The 22,320-nt window shown below is 46.2% G+C and carries 13 protein-coding genes; 5 read left to right on the top strand and 8 right to left on the bottom strand.

Features of this window, described 5'->3' with window-relative positions; all coding sequences use genetic code 11:
- Positions 1–5 precede the first annotated feature (5 nt).
- From tssA to tagH, 8 genes are read right to left on the bottom strand one after another with little or no spacing between them, the layout of a single operon-like run.
- The gene (tssA, locus tag K5620_RS00810; RefSeq protein WP_016399943.1) at positions 6–1,115 is read right to left on the bottom strand and encodes a type VI secretion system protein TssA; all 1,110 of its coding nucleotides are present in this window, start codon (positions 1,113–1,115) and stop codon (positions 6–8) included.
- A gap of 4 nt (positions 1,116–1,119) precedes the next feature.
- On the bottom strand, positions 1,120–1,944 hold the full coding sequence (locus tag K5620_RS00805) for a PP2C family protein-serine/threonine phosphatase (RefSeq protein WP_227981479.1): 825 nt from the start codon (positions 1,942–1,944) through the stop codon (positions 1,120–1,122).
- Positions 1,938–2,624 carry a type VI secretion system-associated protein TagF gene (tagF, locus tag K5620_RS00800; protein WP_016399945.1) on the bottom strand — a complete coding sequence of 229 codons (687 nt, stop codon included), beginning with the start codon at positions 2,622–2,624 and terminating at the stop codon, positions 1,938–1,940. Before tagF ends, K5620_RS00805 begins: the two co-directional genes overlap by 7 nt.
- The gene (tssM, locus tag K5620_RS00795; protein ID WP_016399946.1) at positions 2,606–6,145 is read right to left on the bottom strand and encodes a type VI secretion system membrane subunit TssM; all 3,540 of its coding nucleotides are present in this window, start codon (positions 6,143–6,145) and stop codon (positions 2,606–2,608) included. Before tssM ends, tagF begins: the two co-directional genes overlap by 19 nt.
- A 21-nt stretch (positions 6,146–6,166) precedes the next feature.
- The gene (gene tssL / locus K5620_RS00790) at positions 6,167–7,471 is read right to left on the bottom strand and encodes a type VI secretion system protein TssL, long form (protein WP_016399947.1); all 1,305 of its coding nucleotides are present in this window, start codon (positions 7,469–7,471) and stop codon (positions 6,167–6,169) included.
- 24 nt (positions 7,472–7,495) lie between these two features.
- Complete coding sequence (gene tssK, locus K5620_RS00785; RefSeq protein ID WP_040306601.1) at positions 7,496–8,821, bottom strand: type VI secretion system baseplate subunit TssK; 1,326 nt, start codon at positions 8,819–8,821, stop codon at positions 7,496–7,498.
- Between the two features lie 20 nt (positions 8,822–8,841).
- The gene (tssJ, locus tag K5620_RS00780; RefSeq protein ID WP_016399949.1) at positions 8,842–9,306 is read right to left on the bottom strand and encodes a type VI secretion system lipoprotein TssJ; all 465 of its coding nucleotides are present in this window, start codon (positions 9,304–9,306) and stop codon (positions 8,842–8,844) included.
- Positions 9,303–10,715: a type VI secretion system-associated FHA domain protein TagH gene (gene tagH / locus K5620_RS00775; RefSeq protein WP_221077437.1), complete on the bottom strand. Its 1,413-nt coding sequence runs from the start codon at positions 10,713–10,715 to the stop codon at positions 9,303–9,305. Before tagH ends, tssJ begins: the two co-directional genes overlap by 4 nt.
- A 433-nt stretch (positions 10,716–11,148) precedes the next feature.
- Here tagH and K5620_RS00770 point away from each other — a divergent pair, with 433 nt between their 5' ends.
- The 5 genes from K5620_RS00770 to dbpA all read left to right on the top strand — a co-directional run bounded on the left by K5620_RS00770 (position 11,149) and on the right by dbpA (position 22,083).
- The gene (locus K5620_RS00770) at positions 11,149–13,206 is read left to right on the top strand and encodes a serine/threonine-protein kinase (protein ID WP_016399952.1); all 2,058 of its coding nucleotides are present in this window, start codon (positions 11,149–11,151) and stop codon (positions 13,204–13,206) included.
- Between the two features lie 324 nt (positions 13,207–13,530).
- The gene (locus tag K5620_RS00765; RefSeq protein ID WP_221077436.1) at positions 13,531–14,157 is read left to right on the top strand and encodes a hypothetical protein; all 627 of its coding nucleotides are present in this window, start codon (positions 13,531–13,533) and stop codon (positions 14,155–14,157) included.
- A gap of 396 nt (positions 14,158–14,553) precedes the next feature.
- On the top strand, positions 14,554–19,881 hold the full coding sequence (locus K5620_RS00760) for a family 31 carbohydrate-binding protein (protein ID WP_016399954.1): 5,328 nt from the start codon (positions 14,554–14,556) through the stop codon (positions 19,879–19,881).
- A 139-nt stretch (positions 19,882–20,020) separates the two neighbouring features.
- A complete protein-coding gene (locus tag K5620_RS00755; protein ID WP_040306697.1) occupies positions 20,021–20,494 on the top strand; it encodes an NYN domain-containing protein in 474 nt (157 codons plus the stop codon).
- 200 nt (positions 20,495–20,694) lie between these two features.
- The gene (gene dbpA, locus K5620_RS00750; protein WP_016399956.1) at positions 20,695–22,083 is read left to right on the top strand and encodes an ATP-dependent RNA helicase DbpA; all 1,389 of its coding nucleotides are present in this window, start codon (positions 20,695–20,697) and stop codon (positions 22,081–22,083) included.
- The last annotated feature ends 237 nt before the right edge of the window (positions 22,084–22,320 follow it).

The following is a 22,320-nucleotide window of genomic DNA, read 5'->3' as shown; positions in this document are numbered from 1 at the left end:
CCACGTTAGTCCTGTGATTCCGATGAAATACCAGTCAATCGGAAATAACCGGTCCGAGCATCGTTGTCAGAAATCAGTTCTTGCAATAGATCTGGCAAGCTCATTCCACTCCAACGAACCACTTGTTCAATGGCATAAGCCATTGGCGAGTGAGGCTCGGTTTGCTTAAAGAACTCAGCAATCTTGCCGAGTTGTTGGATCGCGTCTGCGCGATTTCTTAGTTGATTACTGGGTCCTTCTGGCACTGCCTCACCGGACTGTTCATCAGATTCTGTTAGTGTTTCTTCAGTTACCGTTTCAAGCTCAACCGCGCTAAGTTTGTCGGCAGCCAAGTAACGCACTGCCTCCATGCAATCGGTTAAACGCTTAACTATGTGCGAACTAGGTTGTGGCTCACCCACCGCTTCATCCATTGCTGCAGATAACTGCAAATAGGCTTGAGAAGCCGCTTCAATGTCTTGCAGTAATTCTGTGAAAAACGCGGTACTGGTGGCTTTTACTGTGAGGGTGATGTCTTCAAGCTTTACTGCGCCAGAAGCATGGCGCTGGTTGCGCTTAGTTTCTTCTAAACGCTCAACTTCACTGGCTTGTTCAAACTCCCACAGCGAATACGGCTGCTCTTCGATTAGGTCAGTGAGTGGCACGCAGGCAATTGGCATTAACAGAGTGCCTTCGCCGTCGTAGCCGTTTAGGCCAACTAACGGAGCAACACGTGTCACTAAGCCATCTTCATCAGGGCTTGGATATAAATGTTCCCAATGGTTTTCAATTAAGGTGCGGGCAATATCAAAGCCTTGGCGTAAGCCTTTAAAGCCTTTGCGGCGCACTAAACCTTCGATTAACCAAGCCGCTAACTCTAAGTCTTTACAGCTTTCAACCAGTACTTCAGGTACTTGATTGATAATCGGGTCCCACTCATTAGCAAAGCTAAGTAAGGGTTCGTTATCCACCAAAGCATTACGTTCCGCGGCGCGAGCCGTATTACGCACATCTTTGAGGGTAAAATACGTAGATAAAGGTGACGCATCTAAACGTGGGTCTTCACCGGTTGGTAAGTCTTCTGACACAGGCTGTGCAAGTTTTTCAAAATCAATATCAGACAATTCTTGAAACATTCGCTTAGCCTCTCACCGAATTACGACGATTAAAAAACACCGGCACGGTGTCATCACAATGCTCTTCTTCGCTATCAGCATCGCTTTGGCTCACCTTAACCAGTACACAGCTCACGTTATCGCTAGCGCCTTTTACCAGTGCTGAATGCATTAAAGCCAAGCCAATATCAGAGACGCTATTTGCTTGCATGCACATGGCTAAATCGGTGTCGTTAAGCTCTTTAGTTAAACCGTCTGAGCACAATAAAAACTGGTCGCCAGGCAATAGCTGACCAGAATTTTGGTCAACGGTGAGTTCATCACTTACGCCAATGGCGCGAGTAATAACATTTGAAAGAGGATGATCTTCCGCTTCAGACTCAGGGATTAACCCCTGCTCCACCATGTCCATTACTTGGCTATGATCGCGGGTTTTACGCTGTAAATGATTTTGGCGCATCAAGTAGATACGGCTATCACCCACCCACAAGCAATGATAAAAACCATCGCGCACATGCAGTAAAACAGCGGTACTGCCAGCGGTTTTTCCATCGAGGTGTTGCTGCGAAAAATTGATGATTTGCTGGTTAGCTTGCAACAAGGCCTTACGTAAACAATCGATGCTTAAGCTGGCTGCTGGGGTTTGCTCAACACACTGCTTCACACTATCAATCACCATTTGGCTAGCAACATCACCCGCTGCATGTCCACCCATGCCGTCGGCTACTACCCATACGCCTTCTTCACGTAAATCAAGCACTGCATCTTCGTTGTAAGGGCGAACCTTGCCAGGATGGGTTTGCGCAAAACTAACAAAAAATCCATCCATCAGAGTTGGACTAGCTACCATCCCCATTGCTCCCATTGACCATCTAACATGGCTGAAAATTGGCTCACTAATGGCAAACTTTCGCTCACCAAACTGCACTCAGGAACTAGCTCAGAGCCGTTAGTCCACCAGATGCAGTAACGATCTAAACGCTTACGTAATTGCTGATGCAGTAAATGTTCAGCGCTAATCGCCTGCTCACTTTGCAACACTAATTGCTCGCTCTGCTTAGCATGGTTAAGCAATGGGTTAGCGGCTTTGATGCCATCTAACCAATCCAGTTCTGCCACGCTTTCTGCCCAGCGAACTACGTCGGTATCATCATCCAGCAGCTTTAATACTTTTTCTTCACTTAGCTCGCTCCACTCACGCTGCTGCCATACATCAACCGGTACTTGGTTAATCGGTTTGGCCATAGTGAAGTAAAAGTGTCGGCCTACTTGGTCAACACTCGGCATTAAGGTGCCAGCAATGGCAGACTCACCACATACCCCAGCGGAGAGAGCAAAGTGCCAAATAGGACTGGTTAGGTAGCAATCTAACCAACGCTCGCCTTGCTGCTCACGGCTTACCGCGATAACGGCCTGCAACCATTCACTCCAGCTGGCAACAAAATCACTCGGTAAATGGCTTTGAATAAAGTCACCACGTGCTGGCACTTTGCCAAAATAACCAAAACCATTTACAGCGTTACTGGACATGAGAACCTCGCTAAGTCTTTAGACCAGAATGGGTGCATAGCGGTTGTTGGAATCAACTCCAACTGCACTTTGTTACCCTTGAACTCAATATCCAACACGTTATCTTTACGTGAGTCAGGGCGCTGCTTAGCTAAACCATCAAGCATGCGGAACAAGCCCCAATGCCCTGGGTAAGTCTCTGAAATAGAGTGACCCGATTTAGGCGGTACAAAAGCTAAACGGGTACTACGGCTAGAGTCAGTTGGCCAAATAAAGTGAGAGGTACGCTGCGGACCATGGCGATATACCAATTCTTGTTCGCCCAACTCAACCCGGAAGTTATTAATGTGGCCATCTAAGTAAAGCGGCTTAAGGCCAAACTCCACCCGCGGCGTTTGCGAGCCAGGCTCAAAAAATACGTCGCGAATACGGCGAGCTTGTTGGAACACTTTTAGTGAGCCTGGGTCGATGCCTACCGAACGCTCTAACTTCCAGTTACGTTTGCTGGTATCAACGGAAGACTTCAAGTAACGCTCAAAGAAGGTATCCATTGTGCCGCCATAACCAAAGAAGCGACCAAAGTCTTTTAGGCGAACTTCATCAGCCGCTTTGCTATCAAAGGGATACTTTCCACGAATCGCTGCGCGATATTCTTTGTAAACACTGTCTTTCCAAATCGCATTAACATGTACCTGAGCGCCACGTTTAGCCAACGAAGAGGTTTGGCTAGAGAGCTCGCCTAGCATGGTTGAAAACGGCGCCGGTAAATCTTTGCGAGAGCGACGTAACGCACTAGTAACAGCAGCTTGGCTGTTGTCATCCATCAAACTGGTGTAAGCCCGTTTGTTGTTTGACTCAGACAGTACTTCTAGATAGTCACGTAGTTGCAGTAAAGAGACATGCATGCCTTCTAGATCGGCTTCGCTAATGTTCAAGAAGTCTTCAAATTCTGCTTCTACTTCTGCGCCAGGTAAGGCTAATTTTGCCTTGGACATATCGTTTGGTAAGAAACGGTTAATCCGTGCTTTTTGATTTTTCAATGCAACGTCAGCAACATTGCCAGCCACTTCACCGGCCATTTTAGTGTTGTCACTCATTGCCACTTCGGTAAGGCGTAGCTCTTTCTGTACAGCCAGAATAAAGCTTTGCAGAGGTCGCTCAGAGCCAGTTAAGTTCTTAGCTAGCACTGCGCCATCTTTAGCTGAAGCGTAAGGGCGAAGTTGCACGTCGGCCAGCAATTGCTCCCACTCAAAAACGTAATCTCGGAAGTAACGCTCACTCACCGCTTTAACCACTTCATCACGGGTTGCTTCATCTATCGATAAGCTGTCGCCATATACCCAGCTGTCTTCCATCAAGCGTTTTACAATGCGGTTATTTTCAATGCGGAACAAACCGTGGAAGCCGCTGTAGGTATAAAGGCCAGGAATGCCTTCATGTAACGGCTCACCGCTATTGCGGATGAATACTTGGCGGCCTTGGCGACCAAACACATCACTCAATCTAAAGTCGGCTACGTGGCTAGACAAAAACTCTATACGTAAACGTTGATAGGCGCGTTCGGCCAAAGGCATACGGGTTAACACGCTACGCGCTTGAGCAATCGAGTTGTCATTAACCGGGATAAGGTTAATTCCTTCAGCAAACAGGTTGCGAGTATGAGCCATTAAGTCTTGGCGAAGGCCTTGGTTAATTTCACCCGGTAAACGGCGCTCGTAAAAAATCTCAAACCAGCTATATATTTGTTCAATTTCACGGTGCTCGGCATCGTAAATCATCAAATAGGTTTTAAGCGTTTCGTAGAGGTACTCGAGGTATTCTTCGTTCTCGGCCAGCTCATGAGTAAGCGACTCAGTTAAGTAGGTAGCAAAGAAACCTTGCAATGCTCGCTGATAGGCCATTTGTGCCGGTTGGCCAATTTTTTCACCCTGATAAAGCCCCATGCGATGAACATCTTCATTCACCAATTGCTGGCTAAAGCCGGCCGGTAAATCGCGTAAAGCGTTAAGTGCCTGAACCAAGGTAATTACGTCGGTATCGGTAGACAAACCAGGTTTAACAATGGCCTTATACTGATCTACAGCCGCTTCGCTGGTATCAACCAATTGTTTGTTCCAACTGTAACTGTTGTACCACAGCAAACTACAGGTAAGTAAGCTAACCACACAGCCGCCAGCAACAATGCGTCGTGTCCACATTGAATGTTTTTGGTGGTGACGATTCACCGAACCAACAAATTTTTCTGGGAAAATCACGTCTTCAAGCAAACGCTTAATGAAGTAGCCCTTAGTTTCTCCACCTTGCTGTTTTAGCGGTACTTGCCCTAAACCCAAGCCATTTGAGGTTTCGGCCATAACCCGGTCAATCGGTTTACCCTCTTGGGTAGCACTCGCAATATACAAACCGCGCAACATCGGCGCTTCTTCAAAGGCATTTGGCGAGAATATTTCCTTTAAGAAATCATCAATGCTTGATTGCAACAGATGCATTTGCTTAGGGAATTCGTACATTAAAGTACGCTTATCAATATCGCGCTCTTGCTGTAAACGAACGTTTAAGCGAGTTTGAATGCGTTTCAAAAGACCGTGGAATTCACGATTAAATAAACCCACTACGCCAGTGTCAGCATTCTCAGCAGTAAGCGGGAAAGTAATCCCCCAAATTTGCTCACGTTCGTTAGCGTTTAAGTCGGCGAAAAACTCACTAAAGCCGGCAATCAAGTCAGCTTTGGTAAGCACCACATAAACCGGGAACTGCATACCTAATTGGTTCTTAAGCTCCTGAATACGTTGCTTAATCGCACGCGCATGCAAGTTGCGTTCGGTACGAGTTTGTTGAATTAGGCTAGCCAAGCTAACGGTAACAATTGCGCCGTTAATCGGACGTTTAGTACGGTATTTTTTAAGTAGGCCTAAAAAACCTAACCAAGCTCGAGAGTCTTTAGCGCTGTTGCTGTCTTGGGTGGTATAGCGGCCGGCGGTATCAATAAGTACCGCTTTGTTAGTAAACCACCAATCACAATGGCGGGTACCACCAACACCAGCTAATGGGTCATCACCTAGCTTGTCTTTTAGTGGAAACTCTAAACCTGAGTTTTGCAGCGCGGTTGTTTTGCCAGTGCCAGGAGGGCCGATCATAATGTACCAAGGAAGCTGATATACCCCTTGGCCCTTAGCCAAACTTGAATTTTTAAGTACGTCTAAAGCGGTAACTACGCGCTCGCGTAAGGTTTCAACCTCACGGCGGCTTTCTTCGTCATCGCCATGCTCATCTTGACCATCTAGTAACGATTGCACCGCTTCTTGATTTTGCTTAGTGCTACGAACGTGCTGCCAAAACTGATAGATAATGCAGATTAATGCCAGCGTAATGATGGTGAACCATCGAGCACTGGCGCTACCTAAAGGCTCGGCACCTGCAATCGCAATCAATGGTCCGCCAAACCAGATCAAAAAGGCCAGCGCCAAAAAACCCAGCAAGGTAATTGCCCATTTAGATTTAAGCATTTGTACTAAGCGTTGAAAAAACAAACTGTTAAACATTTCTCAATCCTTTAAGTTTGCTTAATAAAGCAAATCAATCTCTACTCGACGGTTCAACGCACGCTCAGATTCGGTGTTGTTACTCGCTCGAGGATCTGAATCACCTCGCCCTTCTGGCCATAAGCGCCCTTGTAGCAAGGTGCCTATCGACATACTGTTGGCAACGGCAGTGGCGCGAGCCAAAGATAAGTGCCAATTTGAAGGGTAGCGACTAGTGAAAATAGGTTGGTTATCGGTGTGGCCGGTAATCAGCACTCGGCCAGTGGTGGACTCAAGCGCCCGCGATAGCTTTTGCAGAACAGGAACTACCGAAGACTTCACTTCGGCGCTGCCAGGGCTAAATAGCTCACTTGAGTTGATGGTGATCCGAATCCGGTCACTCAGCGGTACAATCTCAAGCAGCTGGCGGTCTACTTCAGTTTGCAAGCGTTGTTGCAACATCAATACTTGTTGTTCATCAACTTCAGCAGTATTGGTGGTGGTGCTTTCCCAGCGGGCTAAGGTATTAATTTGGTTGAAAACTTGGTCTGAGTAGCTGTTAATGAAATAGCTACAAGCCATATAGATAGACAACAGCAATACACCAAATATTGCGGCAATCACCCAGATAGGTAATCCGCCATTAGCTTCACTGCCAATGCTCACACTGGCTTGGCTTTTGGGAGAAAGCTCAATATCGGCTTCGCCATGAATAGCTTGTAAACGCTCAAAAGCCTGCTGGCGATATTCTTCAAGTTTGTCTTGGCCGCGTTCTTCTACGCGCATTTTGCCAACAAAACCGAGTGACAAGCACAAGTATTGCAGCTCAAGCAACTGAGGTTTAGCGTGCGGTGCAGCAAGGTTTTCATCTAACAAAGTAAAGAAGTGTTCACCGCCCCACGTTTGCGAATGAAACGTAGACAACAGGCTATCGCTGGCCCATACCGACTGGCCACCCCAGTTGGTGTTTAATACCGTTTCATCAATAAAACAACATACGCAGTAGCGAGAAGCTTCGATAATTTCGGCACTCACCTGCTGGTGACGTAAGTTGGCTTCGTAGTCACGAATTTTATCGATACAAACCTGACGCAATGAAGCGATGTCGCCGTGTTTTACGGTGCAACGAATCTGTCCCACCATCGACAAAAGTGCACTAGCTTCATCAATCAGCGGGTTATCGCCAAACTTTGGCAATTGCACACCACGCTCTTTGTTTTTAGAAGGCGTAATCACTACGGTGCATTCAGCCTCTGCTGCTGAAGCTGCAATTTTGCCCAAGTCGCTTACTGGCTTATTGCCACCGCGACTCCCAGGTCGAGGCTTCATTACTGTCGCTTCTGACATCTTATTTCATCCTTGGAACATTAATTACTGGCTAATTGCCCAAATTTGCATTTCAAGCTCGGGATAGTTACCCGACAGATGGATGGCTACGCCACCACTGGCACTAAGCCGTGACCAGTAATCGTTGCTTTTATCCAATTTGAAATAGTGAAAGCCGGCGTGATATGGAATTTGTCGCGGCGCTACCGGTAAGCCAATGGCAGAAATACCTGGCAACTGGTTATTCACCAAATCTCGAATGTGTTCAACCGGTCCGATTTTCACTTGAGCAGGGAAGCGCTTGCGCAGTTCATCCGGGCTGATGTTGGCGTTTACCGCTAACACGAATTCGGCGCGTTCTAATAAACCTTTGTCTTGAACTTGAGCAATTCGGATACCGTAGTTGGTTTCGTCCAGTGCAATTTGTACTGCCGTTTGCTCCAGTACCATGCTCATAAACTGGTTAAGCACCACCATCACATCGCCAAATACACGAGTGAGTTCATCGTGTTGATAACTAGGGAGCTGTGGAGCGCGTTTATCTTTGCTAGAAAAAGTGGCTAACTCGCCGGCCAAACCCGCTAACTCCTGGAACAATCGTTCTGGGTGTAAGCCGTTAGTTGCTAGAATGTGAGCAATCAATGCGTCGTATCGGTTTAATAACTGCAACATTAAAAAATCTGCAATTGAGCTGGCACTGCCCTGGCCTGCGCCAATACGTGCAGCTAAGGCTTCAGCACGTTGGCGTAACATGCCATGCACTTCGGCCAATTGTTGCTTAAGCACCGAGTTAGCTTGCGCATTTAAACTTGCGGGAATAAATTTCTCGTCGAGGCTAACTTGCCCCTCTTCCGAAACTTCAATGATCTTAGCGATAGCTAAGGTGTCGTAGCCCGATAAGTTGTCACTTTCTAACTTAAGCTCAAAGCCAGCCTGGGCTAGTTGCAACACTTCCACCGCGTCGTTACCAATGTTGGTATCTACCACTTCATGATCAACAAAACGGTAGCGAGTCACACTACGACCTTGTGCCGATACATTCAGTCCATTGGACTTTTCGGTAGGTAACGCCAAATACACCAACTGATCTCGAATACTGCTGTCCAGCGATAACGCTTCCGGCAAAGGATCACGAGTGGGGCTAACCATTGCCGCACCATCTTGCAAACACGCCCTAATACTACTTAAGCCGAATTTACCGTTACTTAGTAGGGAGCGGTCTACACTTAGCTCTGTTACTCCCCAGTAGTAGCTGGATTGCTGCAACAAATTCTGCTGCAACTGAAAATTCAAACTGCGTTCTTGCTGCTGAAAGTGTTGAGGACGCAAAAACATCCCCTCGCTCCACGCGACACGACAAAAGTCACTCATGTTTAATCCCGAAATACTGCTTATGGATTGCCAACAAATACAGCGAGCTCACCTACGTGAACATCAAAGGTTTTGTAATTAGTAGGGTCGACAGTGACCACTTCACGCCAGCTGGCGGTGTCAATGTCTCGGTAGGCGACAAGCACGCCGGCATAACGAACGCCAGGCGATAAAGAAAGCTTGTATTCAAATTGGCTACCGGGTTCAAACTCAAACTCGGTGCGATTGATTAGATCAGGGCCAAGCACTTGTGAAGCGTCATCGTACAAGGCGAAGAAATCTTGGCTATCAAACAAGGTGCGTGAAGACAGCTCAAATACTTTAACCACCACAGGCGAAGCTCGGCCGGTGATATCTGGGTTAACATTGTTGGCTACATGAAACTGTAGCTTTGAATATGGTTCGACTACGTAGTTGGCTACAGTACAGCCCAACATTGACATACTCAGTAGCACACTAAGTACTAATTTCCCTACTTTGCTCATCGTTGTCCCTTTTGCTCTATGCTTTTTAAGGTTGATTCATAAGCCTTGGCAAAATCTTCCATGTAGAAGGCATTGCTGTTTTGGCTAAACTCATTTTCCAAATCACTGTAGATCGAACAGTAACGGTTCCAGCTTTTATGCTTTTCTATTGCCGAATACATCTTGGCAATCCCTTTGGCGTTCTGATCTTTGGATTCTATCGATTTAGGGTCGAGCAGCTGCATAACACCTGCTACTGCACCTTCAACCCCAGATAACAGCGCATACTCGTGGCGCTCTAAATCGATAAACGCTTCTTTAACGGCTCGTTCTGGCGGTAAAAATCCAGCCGTTTTGCGTTGTAATAAGTTATGAATGGCATCTTCTGCATTAGTAGAAAACTTAAGCGGGTTGTTTTCATTCCTTCTGAAAGTCGTTTGATTGATGCGACTGTTCTCTTTAAAGGCTGCGCGATTGTGTAAGGTATTCATGATGCCATCAAGGGAGTCGCGAGTTATCACGCCCAACTGATGCCACCAACGTACAGGGTTATCCTGAGAAACTAGCTCGGGAGATATTCCCATTCCTTCCAAAAATGCGGCCAGATGAGCTTGCTCATCTGCGCTAGAATACTGTGGTTTAACGGCAGCTGCAGGCGCTGCCGGAGTAGCTTGCTTGGTAGTAGCAGCTGCAAAAGCGAGTGGATCATTGGCCATTGTATTTGCTACTGCAGCAACTGGCTCTGCTACCGCAGGCTGCTTAACTTCAGGAACAGCAGCACTTGGCACGGCAGCGGGTTGCTGCGGAGCGCTAACGGCAACGGGTTCTTGTGGAGCGGGACTGGCAAACAAAGCATTCCAATCTTCCGGAATGCTGGACTGCTCATCATTCATCGATTGCGGCAATGCAAAAGCGTCATCAAGATTGGCATTAAGCTTAGCGTCTAAACTACTGCTGTTGTTTGCAATAGGCTCTGGTTCAGCCAATACACCAAAATCTTCTTCAAGATTAGTTGCTGGCATTGCAGCGGGAGCTTGAACAGTAGGAGCAGCTGTGGCTACCTGAGCAGAGCTTGGCGCTTGCTGAGCAATAGCTTGAGCGGATATCGCCACTTCTATTTCGTAGTCGCCAATTGCTAAGGTATCACCGTCGTTAAGCTGATAAGGCTGGTCTTTTGCTAAGGCCTCTACCGAGCGGTTAACAAACACGCCATTGGTAGACGTATCGTATAGCCAAAACTGCCCATTGTTTGACTCAATACGCGCGTGACGACTAGAGATAACTCTTTCTGGATCGAGCAAACACCAAGAGCATTGGCTTGCCCTACCAATGGTAATAACTGACTCCCCTGACGTAGTAGAGAGCGTCTTCTTCTCTTCCACACCAGAGGTAAATCTGTGATAACTAATCACAGATAAACTCAAATTCATAATCTTCCGTCCCTTAGAAGTCTTTTTATTTTGAGAAGAACCCATTCCCTCAAAAATACTAGTGATTTAGATATCACTAGAAAAAGAGCCGCTATTATTACACTTAATAAATAATCCAATCAATAGAGATTATAATAATTTTAACAATAAAATTTTTCTGGCTTTCTTTGTGTTTTGATATTTTTATTGTTAGCATCCAAGCCTTTGTTTTAGCTGCATTGAGTGTCGGATTTCTTTACAGTGAACAAAAAACAAACAAACGCAATAGTCATTTTAAATAACATGAATATTGTTCTTGTATGGCTACAAGTAATTTAAAAGTAATATAAATAACAAGATCTAAAGAATTCTAAATAAACGGTAAAATTTAATTAATATATTTGTCATGCATTATTAAAGTAATGTATATGGCTAGCGAATTAGGGTAGTACTCATGGATGATGCAAACAAAGATCAAGCTGCTTCGCCAAACACCAAGGCTGAAAATAAAACTGCAAGCTCAACGGCATCAGATAAAACCGTTGTAAACAACACCGAAACAGCAACAAGCAAAAAAACCAATGCACGCTCCAACAAAGAGCAAGTGATAAATCGGGTGATTAAAAAGCGCTACCAAATCGAAGACCTAGTGGGTCATGGTGGCATGTGCGATGTTTACCGAGCAAAAGACTTGTTGCTAGAAGCAGCTGGTGACAGCCAACCTTATGTAGCCATCAAATTGCTGCAGAAAGAATTTCATGACCAGCCAGATGCTGCTCGAATTCTTATCCGAGAAGCACGCAAGACTCAGCGCTTAAGCCACCCAAATATCATCCGAGTACATGACTTCGGGGTAGATCAAGAAGATTACTACCTGGTTATGGAATGGTTAGATGGGCAAACACTTGATGAAGTCATTAAAAGTCATCGCCCCAATGGCCTTACCTTTAAAAGCAGCTTGGCGCTGCTCACTCAGTTAACCTCGGCGCTTCGTTATGCCCACCAAAATGGCGTAGTACACGCCGATTTAAAACCGGGTAACATCATGTTATCGCGAGATGGCACCATTAAGATTTTTGACTTTGGTGTATCTCGCGCACTCAACCTAAATGCCGATCAATACGCTGCCGACAAACCTGAAGAAACTTCACCAGTTAGCGGATTTACACCAACTTATGCCTCGCCAGAGTTGTTAGATGGCGCCGCACCAAGCATTGCAGACGACGTATTTGCGTTTAGTTGTATTGCCTACGAGTTGTTGTCGAGTAAACACCCCTTCAATCGCAAAACCGCTAACCAGGCGGCTAAAGAAAACATTACTCCTAGTAAGCCAAAGCATGCGCCTTTGTTACGTTGGGGTAAGTTGAAGCGCGGTCTCAACTTCAATCTAAAACAACGAGTAACCGATTTAGACCAAATCGAAAAAAGCCTTACCCAAAGCTTTTTAAAGCCCAGCTTAAGTGTGATTGCCATTGTTGGTGTTGCCGGTGCGCTCAGTTATGGTTTCCAGCAAATGGATGGTCAGCTAAAGCATAGCCAACAAGAATTAAGCCGACTACAGCGAGAGAACTCAGCCAATCAAGACTTAGTGAGCTTAAGCCCGCAGCAGTTTTTGCCTATGCTAAATACCATTCCGGCAAAACAGCATGTGCCAAAACAAGCCTTGCTAAGAGACAAGCAACGTTTGGTGATCGATTTTTACGAGAAACAAATCGACGATTTACTTAATAATCGCCAAAACGCTTACCCAGATTATTACGCTATCCAATCTTTGCTGCAGGAAGTAAACCGCATTTACCCAGATTCATACAGCTTGGCCTTAATTGCTGAAGACGTGAACCAAGGGTGGATGGGCACGGTTGAAGCATTGGTTCAGCGACTCGACTTACATTTAGAGCAAGGTCGTTATCAACATAGTGAAGATGGCGATGACGTTTACACGATTTACCAAGATTTGCTGCAAGTGAGAACTGACTACCAGTTTGCGCCTAACGAAAAATCTGAACAGGTATTTACTCAGTTATTTGATAAAGCGGCCGACCAGCTTGATGTGGTTGCGTTAGCGCAAATGATTGAAACAGGTGAAACCTTCTTCGCCAACAGCGAACAACAGCAAGAGCGTATTGCTCGAGCACTTGAGCTAAAAACGGCCATTGCAGCTATGGCTAGCTACAAACAAGCTATCGCCGATGAGCAAGAAGCAGAGTTTCCCTATCAAGCTGCTGAAGTGTTTTACCAAAACCACTTTAGTCAATTACAAGAGCGTATCAATGGCCTTACTCGGGTGAAAACCCTAGATAAAATGGCCAAAGAAGTAGACAGCATGGCTAAAGACTTGCCCGACGATTTTTCTCACTTAATTGAAACTCGCCAAACAATGGCTAACAAATACCTTCGCTTCTCTGATTACTTGCTGAAAAAACGCCGCACCAAAGAAGCTGGCGCAGTAATGAAGAAAGCCCAAGACTTGATGACGAAGGTGCAAGATGCACGAGTGGCAGATAATGCCTAACAACGCTGTTGCCCGTTAGTTCAAAATAAAAAGGCCGAGAAATCGGCCTTTTTTCATTCCGCGTCGCCCGTATTTTATCTCCTTTCAGCCAAAGGTAGCGCCCCTAGCTTCGTTGGCTATCTGCGGATAAAAGCCATTACCTTTTAATGATTTACAAAAAAAGTTACCCGCTAAAGCCCCTTTCAGAGTGTAGCCATATTCAGGTCTTTTAACATGTATAAAAGGTGTTCAAAAACGCGAGAATGCTCACAGCACACCGCGGTTAAATTATATAATAATACAATTAATCTGGAGAGACGTTATTAGTAACTAAAGGGACTACCTATGCGCATACAAAAAAAATTAGCTTTAAGTGCCACCATGTTTACTGCTTGTTTAGCATTTTCGGCTCAGGCCTATGTTCAAGATCCGCAGCTTACCGAGTACCGTGCAGATAAAGGTAAAAGCTCGGTTTGGTTGTCTCATGAAGACTCAAGTGGCGGCTTAGGTGATGTTGGTAGCTCTAAAGATAGTGCCTTTGGTGACGAGGGTTCTTCTCGTTTTCGCTTTAAGCGAGACGTATCAAACCATGACTTCAACTCTAAACCGGGCTTAAGCCAAATTGTTAGTGGTTTACCTGCCAATACCGATATGAGCTTCTCACTTTATTACTGCGACAAAAAAGGCGCTAACTCTCCTACTCAATTACACTTTGGTGTTCGCGAAGTGATCCCCAATGCGCCTTTGGCAGGCACCGTGTTAGCTGATGCTAAAGCGCACGTAAAAGACCTAGCACTTGCGCCTCAAGGCGATAATAAAAAGTGTTTCAGACAGGTCGCGGTAGATTTCAACACTGGTAACAATACCCAAGTGGAGATATTTAGCTTATTAGAAGTCGACACTAGCCAAGAACTTAGCTTAGACAAAGAACTTGAAGTTCGAGTCGATGGGTTCGCAATAGAGAAAAAGTAACCTCGATATTCTAAGCGTAGTGACGGCTTTCCTCGTTTAAGCCATCACTATGCTTATGCCAGATCTGCTCCTCAAAATCCCGCATACATTTTATAATTTTAGACGCTCAATGAAACCGGTTACAAATGTTTTATCACATCAGGTGATGTTTATTCATTTAGAAAAGCGCCATTTGTAAGACCCTGCTCACAAGCCATTAACAATTACACCGATCAAGGTCACAGACACTTAACCTTAGGTGGTGATTTTGTAGCCGCCGCAGGAAAATTAAAGTGAGATAAACATTCAGGCTTTAGATTTAAATAACTGAAATAAAACAAAAAATTAGATTTAGAACCCTTTTTTAGCGGCTGACTACGAGTTAGCACAGCTAATCAAACTAAATGCGAGAGATATATGGACATACAAAAACCGCAACTCAGCCTGTTACGCTGCGCACTCATTGCTGGAGCAAGTTTAATAGTCAGCAATGCTTACGCTGCAGGAAAGCCAAGCATACCTGTTGATGGTAAACGCTTATTTATTTTAGGTCAGGACCAAGTCTCTATCGAGCAATACATGGCCGACCCTTCATTACCTCGTCCACATGGTTTTACCATGTACACCACCCTCACCCGCGGGGCGACCGAAGACGTCACCAACTACTGTTTTAAAGGTTTAGATGGCTTAAAAAACCTCGACAACTACAACTCCAATCAAGCCCAAGGCTGTGCCGATAGTGAGCGCCGAAACCAATGGGGATCAGGAGTACAAAACGCGCAATGGGTGATTGAAAACTATCAACCTGAAGTAGTAGCACTTGGCATGTTTTGTCCTGGAAACGCGCAAGCTCCCAGCTTATATAACGACGGCGCTTATGACGACCTGTTAATTGAGTTAGCTGATTTTTTCAAACTTCACAATGAAACCGGTTTCTTTTTGCGAACCTGTTATGAATTTAATGGCGATGCCCATGGTTTAAGCTTCGAACATTTCCGCGGCATTTTTAAACACGTACGCAGCTTTTTAGACGCGCAGGGAGTAACTAACGTTGCTCATGTTTGGCAATCAGACGCCTACCACGGAACTGGACGTCCGAGTAATCAGGCTCTGGGCAATACCGAACAGGGGTATTGGCCCGGTAAACAATATGTAGATTGGGTGGGGGTATCGCAATTTAACAGTGATATTAACGAAGAAGCCGAGATTGCCGAAATTGAAGGCTTACCGCTGTTTATTGCCGAAGTTACTCCACATGGCGATCTAGGTGTGCAGTACGACTACAAACTTCCCTTCAATTCGAGTCAGCAAGTTGCTCAAGGCAGTGCTAACCCAGTAACTATTGTTAATAACCTCGATTGGTTTACTGAAAAAAATGCCGAAATCATGCGTACAGTCAATAAAGCATGGCATTACATCAACGCAGACTGGACCGCTCAACCGCAGTGGGAAAGTGCTGCCGACCAAGCGGGCGCTAACTTCTTTAAATACACTGACTCTCGTGTGCAACAAAACCCTGAAATTAAGCTGCACTTTATTGATTTAGTCAGTTCAGAAAATGGCTTTATTTTGGCAGGTGAGCAAAACAATGGTCCAGTATTCTCAAATTGTTCTGCACAGCCCAGCAGCCCAATTAACCAGGGGCAAGATCTCAACTACAGTTGCACCATTGTTGATAGCCCAGAGGGAGTAAGTCTAGTTGACCTAAACATTAACGGTATTGCCTACCCTAGCCAAAATCTTGGCAATTCAGTTTACAACTGGACTATCGCCGCTAGCAACTTACAAGCTGGCAGCAATAATCTAACGATTACAGCCGTAGACGCAGCAGGCTCTAGCAGTAACCACAGTGTTAATCTTGAAGTGATTAGTGCCAATACCCAAGTGGCAATTCAAGCCAGCGGCAATATCGAAATTGTGCGTGGCCAATCGACAGAAGTAACAGTGAGCGCTAGCGACAGTGATGGCATAGCCTCAGTTAGCTTGCTGGTAAATGGTCAAAGCCAAGCAAACTTGGTAGCAACTACCGCCCCCTATGTTTTTACTCTTGCCAGCCAAGTTGATGGTAACGATGTAAGCAGCATTCAAGCACTAGCCACAGATATCACTGGCGAAACCACTTTAAGTGAAGTGGTAAACGTAGTAATTAAAGATGTGCCAGTGGCAGAGCCAAAACCAGCTTTTGGCATTAGCTATATAGACGACACCACCATGCGTGTTTATCACCTCGACGAAGGCTGGACTGCGACTTGGAACTACTTGTGTATTAACGGTGATTGTCGACCAGCTACGCTAGAAAATGGCGAATACTACCGCGAAGTAAGTGCCACTTTAGGCCAAAGCTACGACATCGAGTTTAAAGTTCAAGATGCGGTACTGAGCCAATACATTGTGAGCGATACAGCAGTATTTGAACAAGGCACAGGTGGTGGCGAAACGCCACCTAGCAATCAACCACCTACTGTGTCTGTATCCGCTCCTAACGGTTCGCTAAACGAAGGTGATGATGTCACTATCACCGCAACAGCTAACGACAGTGATGGGTCGATAAATTCAGTCAACTTTTACCTAACGGCTCCTGGGGCAAATGAACAGTTGCTGGCCAGTGATAACGCTGCCCCTTACCAAACAAACATTACCAATCTAAGCGCTGGCACTTATCAATTGCGTGTTGTAGCCAGCGATAACCAAGCGGTCACAGCAAGCGACAGCACTAGTTTCTCGGTGAACACTAGCGAACAACCTGAAGAGCCTACGGAAGAATTTGGCATAAGCTATATCGATGACAATACCATGCGGGTTTACCATGTTGATCAGGGCTGGACGGCTGACTGGAACTACCTATGTATTAATGGCGATTGCCGCTCAGCAAACTTAGACAGCGGCATCTACTATCGCGATGTCTCTGGTGCACTCGGCCAAAGCTACGATCTAGAATTTAAAGTTCAAGACAATAGCCTAAGCCAATTTATTGTTGAGCGAAAAGGCGTAGTGTTTTTAGCAGGCAATACCCCGCCAAGCAACCAAGCTCCCAGCGTCAGTTTAAGCACTAGCCCAACAAATACCGTGCTTGCTGGTGAAACACTTGCTTTAAGCGCGACAGCAGAAGACAGCGATGGCAGCATAACAAGCCTAAGGTTTTACGCTGCAGCACCCAACGCAACAGAAAGCTTAATTGCAGAAATCAATAGCGCGCCATATACAACAACTATTAGTAATGTGATTGCTGGCGTTTATCAACTTCGTGTAGAAGCTAGCGACAATGATGGTGCGACAGCAGAAGATTCTGCAACAATAGAAGTACAAGCAGGTAGCCAGCCAAGCATTAACTTAAGCGGCCCAGCAACGATTAAGCAAGGCGAAGACTGGATTATTACGCCAAGCCTTAGCAACTGGCCAATTGCCGAAGGCGAGCAGCACTTCCACTTAGTTATTGATGGCGAAGACTTAGGGCCTCAGTATTCAAGTGCAGCCATCACCATTAGTGACCTCGCAGTAGGCTCTCATACTGCAGTAGCAAAATTAGCCAACGCTGACCACAGCTTTACTGGAGTAGAAGCGAGTTTGAGTGTAAACGTTGAAGCCTTTATCAACGACACGGTAACTCTAGTTAATGACCCGGTATTAGGTAATTACCTAAGTGCAGGAAGCGATGCCAGCCAGCCAGGGCTAACGCTTTACACCTTTGATGTTGATAATGCAGGTGCCAGCCAATGTAACGGTAACTGCGCCACCACCTGGCCTCCATTTATCGTGAACTCAGCCAGCGAGATTAAAGCCCCCAGTGGCGTAAGCGGATTAGGTGTTAGTGCCCGTCAAGATGGCAGTTTACAACTCACCTTAAACAATGAACCGCTTTACTATTTCTCTGGAGACAACAATCTAGGCGATACCTCCGGCCACGGCATTAATAGCGTATGGTGGGTGGCAGACTTGCCTAGCGCAAGTTTCGCCGACAATACTTGGCAGAAATCGGTAGTGCCAGCCTGCGCAGATATGTACAGCGGAGGCTCTATCCCAATCTATGGCTACCATATCTATACCCAGAATAACCAAGTGATCTTCCAAGCGGGCTCGGAACTAGCCAGCAAAGTATGGGGGAGCAATGCCCGTACGGTATTCTTCCGCAACAATAGCGAAGGCCGATTAAAACTGCTTGGCAGTGTTGAAGCTACGCGTAACGGTGACAGCGCAGCCATGACCGTGCCTAGTGATTGGCTCACAGGCAACAGCGTTTACTATGTGTCTTTTGAGCGCCTAGTCACACCACTAGAAAATGAGTTAGGTGATGCGCTTGCTTACCACGACAGTGCTTTATATGGCTTAAACAAAGGCTGCGTGAATGGTGCTTACACCGGCGAATCAGAAGACTTTGCCGGCTGGTTACGCTTCCAACACCCACAGGGATTTTTTAACGACCATAACGTATTTAACGAGCGTATCGATCCCGTCAACCAAAGTGCTGGCCATTTTAAAAATGTTCCACGCTTCACGATTAGTTTGTTGCAAGACGAACCCGGTAAAGACTTGTTGTTCCAAGTGGATTTAACTTACGAGTCTTACTCAACCCTCGACTCAACCATTGATATTACCTGGTCGGGCATTGAAGGTAGTGAAGAACGTGCCGGCGGCGGCAGCCCTCGTCATTCTTTAAGCAATCAATGTGCACCAAGCGATGCCAGTGGCAACATCGCCATCTGTAACCTTGGTCAAGGCCTGTCTTATGGGCAAAACATTGACTGGGAACTACGCGTTATTCCAAAAGACAGCGCCGACTTTAACCTTTACACGCAAATGCTTTACTACGTGAAAGGCCATGGTTGGGCAAAAGAATCGAGCGATCCACGCGCCTTACTCGGTGGCGAGGCAAGTATCGATGCCTTTGGTGCTAACGAGTTTGAACGCGCAGCCGCATTTATGCAGCACGAGCACACTTCATCGTTAAAAGTTGTTCGAGACTTTGTTGAACAACACGAAGACTTACGCGTAAACATTGGCGACGATGTTAATCCAGGCTTTAACACCTGTGAAAGCTGCCATATTAACGATGGCCGTAGCCAGGTGATCTTTGATGTGCCCAATGTTGGGCCACGTATTGCGCCGCCACTTATTGGTTTGGGTTTGTTAGAGCAAGTTAACTTTGCCGGTAAAGCAGGGTTTGGCTGGGAAGGTAATCGCGCCACGATTGAAGACTCTGTGCGTTTTGCCCTAACAACCGACTTTGGCGTGAGTAATCCTGACGCCACTATGGTGGAACGCCTCACCAACTACAGCCAATTTGTTGGGGTGCCACAGCGGGATAAGAGTTTGTTGTTTGATGCTGATGTATTGGCTGGTGAAGACTTGTTCAACAACGCTATGCAATGTAGCGGCTGTCATACCGAAACACAGATAACAGCCAAAGGTGATGTGATTCGCCCATATTCAGACTTACTCACCCACGACCTTGGTGATGGCTTGTTTAGAACGACGCCACTGTGGGGTTTAGGCCGCACCGCTGATGTTGCCGCATTTAGTATGGATATGATCGTAAATGGCCAGAAAAATGCTGCACATGCGGTCGCTCAGCGTGAATCTCGCCCAGCCGACGAGAGCACGGTGCTATTTATGCACGATGGTCGCGCCAAAGGATTAGACGCAGCAGTGCGCGCGCACAATGGTGAAGCCAGCGCAGCACGAGAGGCTTTTGAAACGGCCACACCAGCAGAGCAAGAGCAATTGCTGAAGTTTTTGCGCTCTCTGTAGTGAGCATAATTTAAGCTAGCCCCCGTTTTTGCTTATTCACATCAGCAAGAGCGGGGCTTTTTAATAGGAGCATGTAATAATGCTTGCAACATCAAATAGCCGCCAGCCATTTCATAGCCAACCGCTAAGAGAGCGCCTAGTGAAAAAAATTGCCGTATTCGCCGATGTACAAAACATCTACTACACCTGCCGAGAGGCCTACGCAAAACAATTTAACTACCGTAGGTTATGGCAACAATTGCAAGAGCAGGGCAGCATTGTTGCAGCCTACGCTTACGCCATTGATCGCGGCGACAATCAACAACTTAAGTTTCAAGATGCATTAAAACACATTGGTTTTGATGTAAAACTAAAACCCTTTATCCAGCGCAGTGATGGCTCAGCTAAAGGTGATTGGGATGTAGGCATTACTATTGACGTGCTAGAGGCAGCACGAGAGGTAGACATGGTTGTATTGCTATCTGGCGATGGCGATTTTGCCATTCTGTTGGACAAAATAAACCAAGATTATGATGTAGAAACACTGGTGTATGGTGTGCCTAGCCTTACCGCTCATGCCTTGATCAACTCCGCCAGTTTATACCAAGCCATCGAACAACCGCTGCTTCAATAGCAGCTCAATCCACTCGGCTTTTAGCAGTTTTTGCCACTTACTCTTCCTAAGCGTCTCCAGCACTTTTGACAAAAAGTCCCCTTAGCGTGAAAAACTTGCTATTTTTTACCCAATTGTTCGCGTTTTCGGCTATTATCCCGCCCCCAATGCTAAAGCAGCAGCGGTAACACTTTTATTTTTCCCTCGAAGAGGACGCCATTGTGAGCCAAACAGATTTTTCCACTCTTGCCCTACACCCCGATCTACTTAAAAACTTAGAGACTCTGGGTTATAGCTCAATGACGCCAATTCAAGCGCAAAGCCTACCGCTGATTTTGGACGGTAAAGATGTGATTGCCCAAGGTAAAACCGGCTCGGGCAAAACCGCTGCCTTTGGCCTAGGCCTGCTAAATGCCTTAGAGGTAAAACGCTTTCGCATTCAAACCCTAGTATTGTGCCCAACTCGCGAACTGGCCGACCAAGTAGCCAAAGAAATTCGCAAATTGGCGCGTAGCATTCACAACATTAAAGTACTTACCTTATGTGGCGGCATGCCTTTTGGCCCGCAAATCGGTTCTTTAGAACACGGCGCGCATATTGTAGTGGGCACGCCAGGGCGTATTGAAGAGCATTTACGCAAAGGCACATTACGTTTAGACAACGTGAAAAACTTAATCTTGGATGAAGCCGATAGAATGCTGGAAATGGGCTTTCAATCGGCCATTGATGCGATTATTGAGCTGGCTCCCAAACAGCGCCAAACCTTGTTATTTAGTGCCACCTTCCCCGAGCAAATCGAAAGTATCGCCAACAATATTATGCACCAGCCAGTGCGAGTAGAAGTGGCCAGCACCCACGACAATAGCTCTATTAGCCAACACTTTTTTAAAGTAGATGATAATGAACAGCGCATGCTAGCTTTGCGTTTATTGCTATTACAACACCGCCCTAAATCCAGCGTTGTGTTTTGCAATACCAAGCGAGAAGCTCAAGAAGTGGCCGATGAACTGAGCTTACTCGGTTTTAGCGCTTTAGCCCTACATGGTGATTTAGAGCAGCGCGAACGAGACCAAACCTTAGTGCAATTTGCCAACAACAGTGCGGCAATTTTAGTGGCAACCGACGTAGCAGCTCGTGGCTTAGATATTGACTCTTTAGATGCAGTATTCAACTACCACCTAGCGCGCGATACCGAAGTGCATGTGCACCGCATTGGCCGAACCGGTCGTGCCGGCAGCAAAGGTATTGCCTGTTCTTTCTTTAGCGATAAAGAGCACTATAAAGTGGCCTTACTTGAAGACTACCTTGGCCGCAGCATTAATGATGAAGAGCTTCCATCAATGGCTTTGCTTAACAAAAAGCCAGCCGCTCCACTTATGGCTACCTTGCAAATTGATGGCGGTAAAAAGCAAAAAGTGCGTGCTGGAGATATTCTTGGCGCGCTCACCGGTGAAAATGGCATTGCAGGCGCACAAGTAGGCAAAATTAACTTGTTTGATAACCGCGCCTATGTGGCTGTAGAGCGAGAAGCACTTAAACGTGCACGCAAAAAACTGGAAGACGGTAAAATGAAAGGACGCTCTTTTAGAGTTCGCCACCTGCCTTGCTAATAGTTGCCAACAACTCGCCAGTTTTTCCTGGCGAGTTGTTTAGGGTCTGTTGATCTTTGCTGATGGTTTTTGCAGCAATTTGTTAGCCATTTAGGCAAGGCAGTGAGTGTGCAGTTAAGTGGACTTAATAATCACTCGCTAACGCTGAATAAATGGCTAAGAAATGCTGCCCGAAGGGTTCGGATAAGCGAACTTTACTCTTTGTTAAGCACTTCTTGCTTAACCCACTAGGCTTCT

The organism is Agarivorans albus, from assembly GCF_019670105.1.
Taxonomy (GTDB): Bacteria; Pseudomonadota; Gammaproteobacteria; order Enterobacterales; family Celerinatantimonadaceae; genus Agarivorans; species Agarivorans albus.
The sequence above is the reverse complement of the archived record's forward strand: the minus strand, read 5'-3'. Positions and strand labels throughout refer to the sequence as shown.